The following is a 14,113-nucleotide window of genomic DNA, read 5'->3' as shown; positions in this document are numbered from 1 at the left end:
CTCCGTCGTCGGCAGCGTCAGATGTGTATAAGAGACAGCCAGCATTCCGCGCGTTTTTCGCTCCCCTGTCTGCAAGGTCAAATAATCCTCGGTGTGTTCTTCGACATCGCCCAAGTTCATTGGCTGCTGGCCAGTAGGTTCATCAGCCTTCATGGCGATATAAGGCACATTTCCAGACAATCTGTCGCCCAGGGCGCTCAACAACTTTTCCCAACTCATGGCATCAGCTCAGGTCGATATCCAGGGCGGCATATACAGCCCCTCGATGGGTTGAAAGGTCAGGGGCCGCAGATGCACTTGAGCGGTTTGTCCTCATAGCACGCATTGTCGATTCAGTAGCGTCCAGCTAATCGGATAAGGGCGGGAGCGGAGGGTAAGTGACTCTCCATTGCTTGGCGAAGACCTGGATCATGTCTCGCTACTGGCATGGGCTAGCTCAGCCTCTCGCCGGGCAATGGCACGCTCCAGTTCCGGGGAGCGCTTGGCCCATTGTTCAGGGGGCAGGGGGGTTGACCATTTCACGGCTTCGGGGGCGGTCAGTTCGGGGAGCTGGGCAAGCTTCTTTCTCTGTAAGTGTTCTAGCAAGATGGTATTGAACAGTAGTCCAAAAAATCCTTCCCACAGGATGGCAAGCAACCAGCCCCGGCTCCTTGCCGCCTCGCGGATGTCATGCAGGTAACTTTCCCAGATGTTCATCCCAGTGTTACGAATGGCAGAACTGTCAGGCACCGCGTCCGGGCCGATTTCCATAAAACTGCGAATGCATTCCCACTGCGCCATGGAGCCAATGCCACCCCCGGTATTGAGCATCATCACCCAACCCGGTTTGTTCTCCGCATAGGCCTCATGCTCCTGACCTTCGAGGGGCAACCAGAGGATCAATGCACCCTGCTTGCTGGCACCGCCGGTATTGAGGCTAAGGGCGCTGGGAGACACAGCATGCACACGCTCCCAGGGCACGAACCAGTAGTTGCCGTCCGGTTCGGTCACGCAGACCTCGCGGCGCTGACGATTGAAGCGCAGTGGGGGCGTCAGTGGTTTGCGCCATTGCTTGATAAACAGATACCAGAGCGTCCCCATCAGTGCTGAGGAAAAGGCAATGAATGCAAGAGTTTCCCAAACTTGTCCCGTTGACGCGAACAACCAAGTAGCCCAAACGAATATGAGATTTCCTAGATTAAGGGTCATCCACCCCCCCTCCCATGGCGAAACTACCGATATCCAGATAAACCGAGTTTTTGCGCCAGATGATATTCATCAGATCCTGGGGTGGTTGCCCAGTTGGGATAGGCAAAGGGGCCAGATGCTCCTGCTGGCGGAGAAAGCCGCGTTCGATATCGCCGGCTTGTGCGTTCATTGCAGATCCTCGGGGGTCAAGAATTTCCGTTCGACCTCAACGTCGGGGAGTCGGTCGCTGAAAAGCGGGCCGTCTACTTTAAAGACATGACCGCAACACCGTACCAGAAAGGTCCGGTGTTGCTCTCTGTTTTTACCACCATCTAGCGTTATCTTTAAAATCCAAATTTTCTGACATGGTAAGAGACAGGTGGATGCGTTTTTTTCCATTCATTAAAAAATGCCTCTCCGCGAGCCTTGTCCTCATCTGTCAACGACTCTCTAAACTCTGGCATTAGATCGGTTTCAGGGGCGGGGGGGGCGAGCGAATCAACTCTGAACAAGAAAAAACCATAAGCAATGGCTTTCTCGGGATTGTAATCAAGCTCGTTATATCTCTCAAAGTCACCTTGATGGATCATCTCCATCCGCAATATACAGTCGTAGTGACTTGTTTCCAAACAACGTTCAAGCCATTTTTTTGAGCTCTGGTAGTCTCCCTCTTCATTGAGGAATCCTGAAAGCAACGCCATGGCATGAGGATTTCCATCGGAAGCTGCTTTTTCAAGGTATTGTCTAGCCGGCTTGCTCAGAGTTGACCTTCCTGTTTTACGATCCCAGGTATCGTCAAGCATTAATCTCACCAGGAAGTAACCGGCCTCACTGTTTCCTGCCTCGGCTGACTTCATCAACCATTTTTTATCTCCCGTTAAAAAGTACAGGGCGTACATGGCAGAGTTATCGCCTTCGCTGGCCTTTCTTTTTGCGACCTCAAGTGCTCTTTTTTTCCAAAATTTATTATCCTTAGTACAGGTTTTTGCAATGCACAAGGTGTCGCTGCTTGATAAGCGCAACATGGCAAATACGTCACCTTGCTCTGCTGCGGCTACATACCAGCTAGCTGCTTCACTAGTCATATACCTATTTGCCAGCCTTAAAGCCTCGGCTAAGTAATATTGCGCCTCCCGATTCCCTGACTCTGCAGCCGCCTTTAATGGGGGCTGTGAATTTATCCAGTCATTTTGATTGTAAAGAATCATCCCTGTCGTAAAGTTGCTTTCATCAGCCTGTGCTTGCGGTAAAACTAAAAGCCATGCCCCGAGAAACAGCAGAACCGTTATGGCTCTCATGGAAGGTTTCTCATTAAGTAAATTAATCATAAAAGTGTAGTGATAGCTCTCTGGCTAGAGTTTTGTAGGCTCTCTGCGCTCTAAGGGTACGATCATTTAGCGAGTATCGATCCATAAAGCTATCAAGCCGCTTACGGTTATTGATGGCCTCAGTCAGCTTATCATCTGAGTGACCTGAATCGATGCTCATTCGCTCCAGCGCCTTTTGGAACAGAATCTGCGCCGCGTTTGGAACTGTAGAACTGAAGGATTTACCTAGCGCATTAGCCCTTACCTAGAGCAGGCAGCGGGATATTGCAATCTGCTGAAACTCACACGGCTCGTAGAGTCGCGCCAAATCATATTGAGCAATAGGAAATCCTACTTCGGCGGATTTCTCTAACCATTCCAAACTGTTGGTTAAATAGTAAAGAACATACATCGCTTCGCTATCGCCTTTTTCTGCGAGCGCTTGAGCAGTCTTTCTGCCGAGTAATAACCAATCCTCCGGGGTTCTATGGTTAGGTGGGCAGTTTCCCATCGCAGAGCATAGGTCGCTGGCGTAGCCACCCAAACCGGTCTGGGAGGCCATCAGGCCGAGTACGGCGCCATCGTGCCCCAGACGCGCCCAGTGGTTACCGCTCCAGTAGGCATCTTCTTTATTCATTTCGACCGTAAGTTTGGCGAGGTCAGCGAAGGCCGCAGTGTTTCTACCCCATATCCTCGCCGCCTAGGCCAGCAACCTAGGGCGGCGAGCCGTCGCGATCACGAAGCCACATCGAACCCACGCAACGCAAAGAAGCGCTGCCCCTGAAATTGCTGTGCCGAGCGCTGCACAGTGCTGAAAACGAGGCGGTCATGGACGAAGTGCCCAAAGAGGCGGTGCATGTGCTCACTGACTTCCCTGGGGTTCTTGTTGAACCATTCCGACAGTAATACCAGCCAGATATCGGCTTGCTCCCGCGTGCCGGCTGCCCGCCACTCCTGCGTGGGATTTCTTAGTGCCAGGCGCATGTCATTGGCCTCTTCGTCGACCTCTTCCAGCCAGCCGAAGTCATCCCGTAGCTTGGCGCGCTCGTCGGTGATGGCTTGCAGGCGCTGTGTACGGTCATCACGTTGCGCTGCACTCTCGCGGGAGATGCCGAGCATGCCGCTCATGCTGCCGAGCTCGCTGGCATGCAGGCGTTCCTCCTCTTCTGCCAGTTGTCGCAAGCGTTCCTGGTAAGGCCTCCACAGCGCGGCCAGCCAGCGGATGTACAGACGCATATGGGCGGCGAAGAGCAACTCCTGCGGGCGCATGGGGGCGACGGCATAGAAGGGCTTGACGCCCTTCAACTCGGCGATGCTGGCTTGCGCCTCGCGCTCGTAATGGCGGCTCAGTCCTTTGGCGCTGGCCTGCTCGAAGTGATCGTTGAAGATAAAGAGAGAGGCCAGCTTTCGATCTATCGTTGGCAGCTCATCGAGTGCAGGAAATGGCGCCCCCGCTCTGCGCGCGGCGTGATACATCTCATGCAGACTCACCAGCGCCAGTTCGGCACTGGGCTTCTGCTCCCCGGCGAGCAGGCTGCCGCCAATGTCCTCGCTTACGCCGGGCATCCATTTTTCCCGCCAGTTGGCCTTGCTGCTGCCAAGCAGGCGGGCACGGCGGTAGAAGCGACGTTCATGGGCCGCCACCAGATGCAACGCCTGCTTGACGTGCTCGGGCAAGGGGCCGCCATCGTCCAGCACGGTGCGTACGGGCAAGGGTAGGTAGGGAAGGTCGACATGGCTGCGGTCGACGCCATCGAACAACCCGGCAAAGAGGATAGTCAGCGTCTTGCCCTGATAGCTGTAAGTGCCATCGGCGGGTTGCGGCTCACGGCTTAGCAGTTCATGCAGGAAGGCGCGTGCCAACGTGGCGCCGTAATCGAAGCCATAGACGGTCAATTCGATCCGTTTGAGAAGGGGGCGACCAGTTTGAGCCTCGATATTGCGTATTGCGTCATTGACGAAATCGATAGCGCCCTCGATACGCGTATCAGCGCCAGTCTTCAACAGCTCGGCGACGAAGGCGTTATCACGCACAGGAGCCAATAGCTCGACGCTGGCGTCGATTAAAGCGCCCTTGAGCAACTTCCCCGCCTTGACAGGCTTTTGTAGCAAGGCCTTGAGGTCTCGGCTGATGCGTTCCCACCAACTGCGTTTGGCATCGAGGATATCCTTAGCAGTCTCAATGGCCTCATCCTTGACTGCGTCAGCCGGTATATCGCTGGCCGTCGACTCGAAGCTAGCTAGTCCACTATTGGCGATTAGATTCAAGTCAGCGGAAAAATCCTCACCCAGGCCGGATGCATAGAATTTTCTATATGAAAACAGTGGATCCTGAGGCTGATTGGGTTGATCAAACTTATGTACAAGGAACAGCTTAGCGATGTTACTGACCCGCCCCGTTTGCATATCATTGATGCGGTGACGCCCGAAACCGTCGAAGAAAAAACCGATCCTCAAGGTGTGTTCACAGGGCGCGATATGCGAGCTGCGTTGCGCGGGATTGCAGCGTGCGGACATTGCCGCTGCCTGTTCAGTAATGCTGTTGCTCATGGCGTACTACCTTCCTTGGGGGCTTCCTTGAGATTTTCATAAGGGCTGTCCAGATTGGGGCTCCAGAACAGACGTACCTGATCCCCTGGGAAAAAGTGCACATGCAGGTACTTGTCTTGCCGGGTACGAGGCGGGCTGGACACTTGTCGGGTGATGGTTTCCTCACGCAGCCCAGCATCGTACTGAGCTTGGGTGGTGCTCTTGATCCATTGCACGGTCAGCACATCGCCTTCGATACGCGTGCAGCATACTGCCCCACCATTGCCCCCCCAGGCCTCGTTAACGAAATAGCTGAAGACAGGGCGATCCGTATGGTTGTGTCCATACAGAATGGCGCCGGGCATGCGGGTGTAAACCCAGGCTACGTAGGCGAGCACTAGCGCTACCGGCAACAGCAGTTTGATCAGTGATCTGGCCGAGGTCGGCAAGGCTCGCCAACGGCGGAGCCCTTTATCAATGGGGTTCATTTGCAACCTCCTGTTCGGGTACTTCCTTGAGGTTTTCATAAGGGCTGTCCAGATTGGGGCTCCAGAACAGACGAATCTGATCACCGGGAAAGAAGTGCACATGCAGATACTTGTCTTGCCGGGTGCGGGGCGGGTTGGGCATTTGTTGGGTGATGGTCTCTTTTTCAACGCCTTGGCGAACCTGTTCCCCGGTGCGTCCCTTGATCCACTGCACTGTCAGCACATCGCCTTCGATACGTGAGCAGCAGGTGGCCCCGCCTCCGCCAAAAGCCGATGCATTTCCACCCCAGGCTTCGTTGACGGCGTAGCTGAAGATGGGGCGGTCGGTGTGGTTGTGTACGTACAGAATGGCTCCAGGCATTTGCTGGTAAGCCCAGGCCATATAAACCAGCAGTAACGCCCCCACTAGCAACAAACCGATCAAGATTTTGTGTAGCGATGATGGCGCCCACTTCATCCCTGTTCGTTCCGCTCGGCGAGCACATTGGCCAGGGCCAGTCCCTCCAGCTCCACGCGCTGTAACATCGATGGCCAGTCGGGATGCTGGCTGAGCGGCTGGTTGCTCATCAGGCTGTAGAGTGCGTAGAAGGATTGATCCGACTGCTGGCTCAAGCCCGCCTCGTGCGCGTGCAACAGTGCCTGGCTGACCTGGTTAAGGCGCTCGCCATGGCATTCGCTGAGAAATACCTGCGGGGCATGCTGTTGCAACTCGGCCACCAGCGCCTGAGCATGCAGATCGACGCCCAGCGCCTCGACCAGCGCCTGGTCGAGTTCGATAGGCTGATAGGCAGGCACGCGACCTTGCGCCAGACCCTCGAAACGCTGCCAGCCCTGGGCGCTCGGTAGCCACCAGTGTTCGATAGGCCCGAACAGCCAGGCGTGCCAGGGTTGTTCCTGGCGCGCATGAAGGACGGGCAGTATATTGTGCGCATAGCTGCGTATCAGCAGCGTGTCGCCATCGATGTCGCGGCAGGCGAGGGCATCGCCCAGATGTTGCTGCAACTGCAGCATGTCCAGGCGGCTGCTCAGCCAACCATGCCGTGCATTGGGTGCGAGCCGTTCGTATTGCTCTTGCAAGGCACTGAACGGTTGGCCGCTTAGCTCGACCATTGCCGGGCCTTCATAACGTAGATGCTCCATATCGGCCTGATGCAGCAATGGCCAGAGCCTGTGCTCGGCCAGAATAGTCTGGCGGGCATCGGAGGATAGCAGGCCAAGCTCTACCACCAGGGCCAGGCTATGGCCAGCGGCCAGCGCCTGCTCCCAGTCGTTGCGCGAGACGTCCAGTGCATTCATGCCGAGGCTCCTGCCAGGGTCGCGTTGCCTTCACGCATGGCTTTGCGCAGGCATTCGAGGCAGATGCCCTTAGGGGGCGTCAATTTTCCCCTGGCTAGCGTGTGTTCGGGAGGCATGACTTTTTCCCCAGCTATAGCACGATCAAGCAAGTTGCCCGCTCGATCACTGTCCGCCGCCCACGGAATCACCGGCGCCAGAATCTTCAACCCCGAACCACTACCCGGCCCACCCCCGGAGTTCATCTTGATCGTCGCGCCGCTGATGGTCACGCCGCTGGGGTCGAGTTTGACGAAGCTGCCGCCGCCGGCGGCGGTGAGTTCCATGCCGGCGTCGATCACCACCTTGCTGCCGGCGTTGTAGTGAATCTCGCTGCCCGCTTCGATGAACTGGCCGGTGCCGATCTTGTTGTGCTGGGTGGTGGCGACGGTGAGGTGGTCGTTGGCGCGCACTTCGATCTTGCGGTCGAGGTCGGTGGTGCGGTGTTCCTCGACCTGCATTTCCGCGTAGCTGTTGGCTTCGACGGTGTCGTGGCGTTCGTTGCCGATGCGGATCTTCTGGTCGTGCTCGACGTTCTCGTCCCAGTCGCGCTCGGCGTGGATGTAGATTTGCTCGGCACCCTTGCGGTCTTCGATGCGGAATTCGTTGTAGCCGCCGCCACCCGGGCTGCTCAGGGTCTTGAACAGGCTGCGGGTCTTGTTCGCGGGCAGCTCGTAGGGCACCACATGCTCGGCGTGGTAGAGGCAACCGGTGACCAGGGGTTGGTCGGGGTCGCCCTCCAGGAAGGTCACCAGCACTTCCATGCCTACCCGTGGGATGGCCACGCCGCCGTAGGCATCGCCGGCCCAGTTGGAGGCCACACGCAGCCAGCAACTGGTGGTGTCATTGCCGATGCCGTCGCGGTCCCAGTGGAACTGTACTTTCACCCGCCCGTACTGGTCGCAGTGGATCTCTTCGCCGGCTGGGCCGGTGACGACGGCGGTCTGGCTGCCCAGGACCTTGGGCTTGGGATGTTCGAGCAGCGGGCGATAGGGAATATCCCAGGGCGTGGCGACGAAGCGGTTGCGGTAGCCTTGCTGGAAGCCGTCACCCGGCTGGGTGTGGCTGGTGACCGACTCTTCCAGCACCTGCGGTTGCTTGCCTTCGTGGATGACTTCGCACAGCAGCCAGAGGTCGTTCCACTGCTCACGCGGGTGGCCGGCCAGCGCCAGGAAGTGGCCGCTGGCCAGGTACGCGTCGCTCTTGCCCTCGGCGAGTTCGTAGTCGCTGCGCAGGCGCTCCAGGCTGCGCTTGGCCAGATGCTTGCCGCGGGTGCGATCGGTGAAGCGTCCGGGATAGTCGTAGACCTCCAGCGCCGGGGTGAACTCGCTGCTGTAGTCCGCCTCCATCTGCAGTTTGGGCTGCTCGAAGTCGTAGTCGCGCCAGGTGGCCTGAGTGCTGCGGGTTTCCATGCGCACGCCGAAGACGCTGACCACTTCGTTGTCGGCGGAGAGGCCGCTGTCCTGCTGGTAGTTCAGCGCATCGAGCTTGGGGAAGACGCTGGCGTCATCGCCAAACACCAGCACGTGGCCGTCCTCGCTGTGCTGGAAGTGGAAGCTGATCCCTTCTTCCTCGCACAGGCGCTGGATGAAACGCAGGTCGCTTTCGTCGTACTGGGTGCAGTAGATGCGCTCGGGGTAGACGTAGGGGCCGAACTGCATGCGGTAGTCGGTGCCGTCCAGCAGGCCGTGTTCTTCAAGTACGGCGGCGATGATCTGCGGGGCGGTCAGGTGCTGGAAGATGCGCTGGTCGAAGCTGTGGCCCAGGTAGGCCAGGCTGGGGCGCAGGTCGATGTGGTAGCGCGTCAGGCGCTTGCCGGAGTCGCCCTGGGTGATGCCATGAATGATGCCGTGGACACCCTTGTCGCTCGGGCCGAAGGCCAGGTAGGCGGTCTGGTTGATCAGCTCGTTGAGGTCGAGGTCGGCACGCGGGCTGACCAGCTCGATATCGAAGCGGTAGGGCTTGTTGAGCATTTCCCGGCCAGTGAACGAGAGCACTTGCAGGTCGCTTTCGACGGCGGGAATGGTGAGGGTGATATGCGCCTGGTTGGCATCCAGCATGGCGGTTTCCTTCCTTAGATCCGGGCTGGGCATAGGGTGCCCAGCTCAGGTGGCAGGATCAATACTGGCCGGGCGATAGCATGACCTGGGTCACGCTAGGCGATACGCCCTTATGCGGACTGCACGGGAGAGCCGGCCGGATCGGGCAGGTCGGCAATTTTCCTCGCGGGCACGCACGCAAGACAGCGACCGTTCCACGCCTCTAGCCTTGGGCCATCGATTGATGACGGAGGCGAGGATGAATTCCTGGCGCAACATCAGCCTGTGGATGGATCAGCTCGACGAGCCCCTGCAGGCCCGAGCCGCCTTGCAGGCGGACCTGCAGGCGGACGTGGCGATCATCGGCGCGGGCTATACCGGGCTGTGGACGGCCTACTACCTCAAGCGCCAGGCGCCGCAGCTGCGCGTGGTGATCCTGGAGGCCGAGACCGCAGGCTTCGGTGCCTCAGGGCGCAACGGTGGCTGGCTGATGGGCAATCTGCTCGGCGAGGATCGCATGCTGGCCGCCTTGCCCGCGACCGAACGCAAGGCCTCGCTCGATCTGCTGCACGGCATTCCCGATGAGGTGGCGGCGGTGGTCGAGCGCGAGGGCATCGACTGCGACCTGCGCAAGGGCGGGGTGCTCTATTGCGCCGCGCGTTACCCGGAGCAGGAGGTACGCTTGCGCGAGTATCTCGCCGAGCTGCGCGCCCTGGGCCTGGCGGAGGAGGACTATCGCTGGCTGGCACCGAGCGAGCTGGGCGAGCAGTTGCGCATGGCCAATGCCTACGGTGCGCTGTACAGCCCGCACTGCGCGACCATTCAGCCCGCCAGGCTGGTGCGCGGGCTGGCCCGCTGCGTCGAGGGCATGGGCGTCGAGCTGTATGAACGCAGCCCGGTGATCGACTGGCAGCCCGGTGCGGTGCGCACTGCCCAGGGTCGCGTCACGGCCGACTGGGTGGTGCCGGCCATCGAGGGCTATGCCGCGACCCTGCCGCCGCTGGGCAATCACCAGTTACCGGTGCAGAGCCTGATCGTCGCCACCGAGCCCCTGCCTGCGGATGTATGGGCGGGAATCGGCCTGGAACGTGGCCAGGCGTTCAGCGAGTTCAGCCGGCAGGTCACCTACGGCCAGCGCAGCCTGGATGATCGGCTGATCTTCGGCGCGCGTGGCGGCTATCGCTTCGGCGGGCGCCTGCGCAGCGACTTCAGCCTGACCCGGGACGAACTGGACCTGCGTCGCTACCTGATGGGGGAGATTTTCCCGCAGCTGCGCAACGTGCGCTTCACCCACTCATGGGGCGGCAACCTCGGCATGGCGCGACGCTTCCAGCCGCACATGTTGCGCGATGCGCGCAACCGGATCGTCCTGGCCGGCGGTTACGGCGGCGAGGGCGTGGGGGCCACCAACCTGGCTGGGCGAACCCTGGCCGACCTGATTCTCGGACATGACAGCGAGCTGCTGCGCCAACCCTGGGTGCTGGCCGACAGCCCGGTTTCCCGTCTCAGCCGCTGGGAGCCCGAGCCATGCCGCTGGCTCGGCTACAACGCGATCATCCGCAGCTTCGTCCACGAGGACGAGGTGCTCGCCAACCCGCGCAGCCCGGCCTGGCGACGACGCCTGGCGCAAGCCGTGGCGGGGCGCATGGAAAGCCTGATGAGCTGAGCGAGTGCCTGGCTCTCACCGACCTTCAACCTGGAGCTCATATGAACATCACCCATTTCCGCAATACCCAGGACATCGTCCTGGATGAGTCCAACCCGGTGGCCGTGCCGCTGAGCGAGCCGGTGGCGGTGGCCTCGACCACCAGCGTCGAACGCAGCGATGGCGTCGAGACCGGCGTCTGGGAGTGCACACCGGGGCGTTGGCGCCGGCAGATCGTGCAGCAGGAGTTCTGCCACTTCATCGCCGGGCGCTGCACCTTCACCCCGGATGGCGGCGAACCGATCGAGATCGCAGCAGGTGACGCACTGATGTTGCCGGCCAACACCCTGGGCATCTGGGACATACAAGAAACGCTGCGCAAGACCTATGTGCTGATCTTCTGATCCGGCGCTTTTTTCAGTGACTGCCTAGAACAACAACTCACGAGGTAACCCATGCTGAAGAAACTCCTACCGTGCCTGTTGCTGGCCGGTACCGCCCACGCCGCCGACAGCGTGCGCATCTACAACTGGACCGACTACATCGCCCCGGACACGCTCAAGCAGTTCGAGCAGAGCAGCGGCCTGGCGACGCACTACGATGTCTACGACAGCAACGAGACGCTGGACGCTAAGCTGATGGCCGGGCGTTCAGGCTATGACGTGGTGTTTCCCTCCAACCACTTCATGGCCCGGCAGATTCAGGGCGGTGCGCTGAAGAAACTGGACCGCAGCAAGCTGCCCAACTGGAGCAACCTCAACCCGGTGCTGATGAAGGCGCTGGAGGTGAACGACCCCGGCAACGCGCATGGCTTCCCCTATCTGTGGGGCAGCACCGGCATCGGCTACAACGTCGACAAGGTGCGTGAGGTGCTGGGCGACGATGCGGCGATGGACAGCTGGGACGTGTTGTTCGACCCGAGCAAGCTGGCCAGGATCAGCCAGTGTGGCGTTGCGATTCTGGACAACGGCCCGGAGATGCTGCCCATCGCCCTGCATCACCTGGGCTTGCCCCATCACAGCAAGAACCCTGACGACTACAAGCGTGCCGAGGCACTGCTGATGGAGATGCGCAAGAACGTGCGTTATTTCCACTCGTCCAAGTACGTCGGCGACCTGGCCAATGGCGAGATCTGCATGGCCGTGGGTTTCTCCGGCGACATCATGCAGGCCGGCGCGCGAGCCGCCGAGGCAGGCAACGGGGTGAAGATCCGCTATGAGATCCCCAAGGAGGGCGCGCCGATCTGGTTCGACATGGTGGCGATGCCAGTCGACGCCAGCAACGAGGAGGGCGCCTACGCCTTCATGAACTACCTGCTACAGCCGGAAGTGATGGCGGCCATCAGCAACCACGTGAAGTATGCCAATGGCAACGCCAAGGCCGATGCGCTGGTCGAGCCCGCCCTGAAGGCCGACCCGACCGTGTACCCGCCAGAGTCGGTGATGGACAAGCTGTACACGCTGGAGGCCATGCCGCTGAAGATCGACCGGGTGCGCACGCGCATCTGGAGCAAGGTCAAGAGCGGCGTCTGATCACCACCCACCCTGGATAGCACAAACGCCGCGAGCCTCTGCAGGCTCGCGGCGTTTTCCTGTGCTTCGCTGGCAGCCAGGCGCTGCCTGCCCAGACGTCAGACCTTGAAGCGCCCCAGCAGGCTGTCCTGCTGGCCAACCTGTTCCACCATCGAGGCGCACTGACGCACCTGTTGCTCGGCGCCGCCAGCCAGCTCATGACTGATGTCGCGGATGTTGGTGGTGTTGCGGTTGATTTCCTCGGTGGTCGCGCTCTGTTCCTCGGCCGCCGTGGCGATCTGCAGGTTCATGTCGTTGATGCGGGTGATCGCCTCGCGGATGCGGCCGAGCATGTCGTTGGCCGCGCCGGCTTCTTCGGCGGTCTTGCTGGCCGTATCACGGCTCTGCTGCATGCGGCTCTCCGCCTGGCGCACGCCGCCCTGCAGCTGGTCGATCATCTGGCGGATTTCCTGGGTCGCCTGCTGCGTGCGCGAAGCCAGCGAACGAACCTCGTCGGCGACCACGGCGAAGCCGCGTCCGGACTCGCCGGCACGCGCGGCCTCGATGGCGGCGTTGAGGGCCAGCAGGTTGGTCTGCTCGGCGATGCTGGTGATCACCTGCAGGATCGACTCGATGTTGTGGCTGAGCTTGGCCAGCTCGTTGATCGCGTGGCTGGTCTGGTCCATCTCGTCGGCCAGGTGGCGAATCGCCGAACTCGACTGCGAGACCACGCGCACGCCGCTTTCGGTCTCCTCGTTGGCCGCGACGGCCGCCTGGGCTGCTGCCTGGGCATTGCGTGCCACCTCCTCGGCGGTGGAGGCCATCTCCTGCATGGCGGTGGCCAGCTGGTCGAGTTCCTGCAGCTGCTCCTGCAGGCGGCGCGCGGCCTGTTCCGACTCCTGCGATGTCAGCGCGGTGCTCTCGCGCACCTGGTGCGAGCTGCCCATCACGTCGCCGATCAGCGTCTGCAGGGTTTGCAGGAAGCGGTTGAACTCCAGCGACAGCTCGCCGATCTCGTCATTGCTGGTGATCGCCAGACGCCGGGTCAGGTCGCCTTCGCCGCTGTTGATCTCGCGCAGCGAGGTGCTGAGCAGGCCGAGCGGCTTGAGCAGGCTGTTCATCAGCAGGCCGAGCACCACCAGGCTGATGGCCACGCCTACCACGGTGCCACCCACGGCCAGCCAGGTCAGGCGATCGGCCTCGGCCATCACCACGCTCTCGTCGAGCACCACGCCGATGTACCAGTCCATGCCACGCAGGTTGGGCAGGGGGGTGAAGGACACCAGCAGGCTCTTGCCGTCGGCATCGACCTCGTGCAGTTCCTTGCCCAGGGCCGGGCTCTGGCCATCGAACAGCTCGCTGTAGGCCTTGCCGTTGTAGCTGGCGTCCGGGTGGGAAATGATGTTGCCCGAGCGGCTGAGCAGGAAGGCGTAGCCGGCGCCGTTGAAGTCCAGGGTGTTGACCGCGTCGGCGACCGACTGCAGGCGGATGTCGCCGCCGAATACGCCGAGGAACTTGCCCGCATCGCTGATCCGGGCGACGGCGGAGATGAGAATCTCGTTGGTGGTGGAGTCGACGTAGGGTTCGGTCAGCACGGCCTGGCTGCCGGCCTTACCGGTGGCGTACCACGGGCGTTTGCGGCCATCCCAGTCGGCGCTGGGCTTCCACTCGTCACTGTTCTTGATCGGCTTGCCGTCCGCTTCCAGTGCGCCGAACACCAGAATGAACTCGTTCTTCAGCAGCGGGGCATCGAAGACCCGCTGGTTTTCTTCCGGGCTGTAGCTGCTGTCGATGGTCTGTGCCATCAGGTCGATCAGGCGCAACTTGGCGTTGAGCCAGTTCTCGATCTGCCTGGCGAGCGCGTTGCTCGACTCGGTGATACTGGATTCGACCTGACTGCGCAGGGTGTCGCGCACCTGGCTGACCTGGGACAGCGACAGCAGGCTGGTAGTAAGGAACAGCACGGTAGCGGCGGCGATACCGACCTTGTGGGCAATCTTCATGAATGGGCTCCTGAGCGCCAAAACGACGGGGCTGCATCCATGCAATGCGGCTTGTGGCAAACCTATTATAGTGCCGGTAATTCACCGACTGG

Annotated in this window: 13 protein-coding genes and 1 pseudogene; 3 read left to right on the top strand and 11 right to left on the bottom strand. The window is 60.5% G+C overall.

Annotation, left to right across the window (positions count from 1 at the left end; genetic code table 11):
- The 10 genes and pseudogenes from EWH21_RS13000 to EWH21_RS12955 all read right to left on the bottom strand — a co-directional run.
- Window positions 1-219, bottom strand: a pseudogene (locus tag EWH21_RS13000) (hypothetical protein); the annotation flags it as partial.
- Window positions 220-408: 189 nt separating this feature from the next.
- On the bottom strand, window positions 409-1,188 hold the full coding sequence (locus EWH21_RS12995; protein ID WP_277698507.1) for a DUF6708 domain-containing protein: 780 nt from the start codon (window positions 1,186-1,188) through the stop codon (window positions 409-411).
- Window positions 1,178-1,357, bottom strand: a complete 180-nt coding sequence (locus EWH21_RS12990; RefSeq protein WP_277698506.1) for a hypothetical protein — start codon at window positions 1,355-1,357, stop codon at window positions 1,178-1,180. The genes EWH21_RS12995 and EWH21_RS12990 overlap by 11 nt, the downstream gene beginning before the upstream one ends.
- Before the next feature lie 154 nt (window positions 1,358-1,511).
- Window positions 1,512-2,465: a tetratricopeptide repeat protein gene (locus EWH21_RS12985; protein ID WP_277698505.1), complete on the bottom strand. Its 954-nt coding sequence runs from the start codon at window positions 2,463-2,465 to the stop codon at window positions 1,512-1,514.
- A gap of 274 nt (window positions 2,466-2,739) precedes the next feature.
- Entirely contained in the window at window positions 2,740-3,111 is a 372-nt protein-coding gene (locus tag EWH21_RS12980; protein ID WP_277698504.1) for a hypothetical protein, read from the bottom strand.
- Between the two features lie 98 nt (window positions 3,112-3,209).
- Window positions 3,210-5,024, bottom strand: coding sequence for a DUF2235 domain-containing protein (locus EWH21_RS12975; RefSeq protein WP_277698503.1), 1,815 nt, complete (start codon window positions 5,022-5,024; stop codon window positions 3,210-3,212).
- Window positions 5,021-5,491: a DUF3304 domain-containing protein gene (locus EWH21_RS12970; RefSeq protein WP_277698502.1), complete on the bottom strand. Its 471-nt coding sequence runs from the start codon at window positions 5,489-5,491 to the stop codon at window positions 5,021-5,023. Before EWH21_RS12970 ends, EWH21_RS12975 begins: the two co-directional genes overlap by 4 nt.
- Window positions 5,478-5,948, bottom strand: a complete 471-nt coding sequence (locus tag EWH21_RS12965; protein WP_277698501.1) for a DUF3304 domain-containing protein — start codon at window positions 5,946-5,948, stop codon at window positions 5,478-5,480. Before EWH21_RS12965 ends, EWH21_RS12970 begins: the two co-directional genes overlap by 14 nt.
- On the bottom strand, window positions 5,945-6,787 hold the full coding sequence (locus EWH21_RS12960; RefSeq protein WP_277698500.1) for a DUF4123 domain-containing protein: 843 nt from the start codon (window positions 6,785-6,787) through the stop codon (window positions 5,945-5,947). The genes EWH21_RS12965 and EWH21_RS12960 overlap by 4 nt, the downstream gene beginning before the upstream one ends.
- A complete protein-coding gene (locus EWH21_RS12955) occupies window positions 6,784-8,883 on the bottom strand; it encodes a type VI secretion system tip protein VgrG (RefSeq protein ID WP_277698499.1) in 2,100 nt (699 codons plus the stop codon). The genes EWH21_RS12960 and EWH21_RS12955 overlap by 4 nt, the downstream gene beginning before the upstream one ends.
- A gap of 238 nt (window positions 8,884-9,121) precedes the next feature.
- Here EWH21_RS12955 and EWH21_RS12950 point away from each other — a divergent pair, with 238 nt between their 5' ends.
- The 3 genes from EWH21_RS12950 to EWH21_RS12940 are packed head-to-tail and all read left to right on the top strand — an operon-like array spanning window position 9,122 to window position 12,039.
- Window positions 9,122-10,528 (top strand): FAD-binding oxidoreductase, encoded by a 1,407-nt coding sequence (locus tag EWH21_RS12950; protein ID WP_277698498.1) that lies wholly within the window; start codon window positions 9,122-9,124, stop codon window positions 10,526-10,528.
- Between the two features lie 41 nt (window positions 10,529-10,569).
- Window positions 10,570-10,911, top strand: a complete 342-nt coding sequence (locus EWH21_RS12945; RefSeq protein ID WP_047591059.1) for a cupin domain-containing protein — start codon at window positions 10,570-10,572, stop codon at window positions 10,909-10,911.
- Window positions 10,912-10,962: 51 nt separating this feature from the next.
- Window positions 10,963-12,039 carry a polyamine ABC transporter substrate-binding protein gene (locus tag EWH21_RS12940; RefSeq protein WP_277698497.1) on the top strand — a complete coding sequence of 359 codons (1,077 nt, stop codon included), beginning with the start codon at window positions 10,963-10,965 and terminating at the stop codon, window positions 12,037-12,039.
- 98 nt (window positions 12,040-12,137) lie between these two features.
- Here the strand turns inward: EWH21_RS12940 and EWH21_RS12935 are convergent, their stop codons facing one another.
- Window positions 12,138-14,021, bottom strand: a complete 1,884-nt coding sequence (locus EWH21_RS12935) for a methyl-accepting chemotaxis protein (RefSeq protein ID WP_047591053.1) — start codon at window positions 14,019-14,021, stop codon at window positions 12,138-12,140.
- Between the last annotated feature and the right edge of the window lie 92 nt (window positions 14,022-14,113).

Origin of the sequence: Pseudomonas sp. REST10 (genome assembly GCF_029542605.1) — a bacterium.
Classification (GTDB): Bacteria; Pseudomonadota; Gammaproteobacteria; order Pseudomonadales; family Pseudomonadaceae; genus Aquipseudomonas; species Aquipseudomonas khazarica.
Note: the sequence above shows the minus strand (reverse complement) of the source record. Positions and strands in the feature narration are given on the sequence as shown.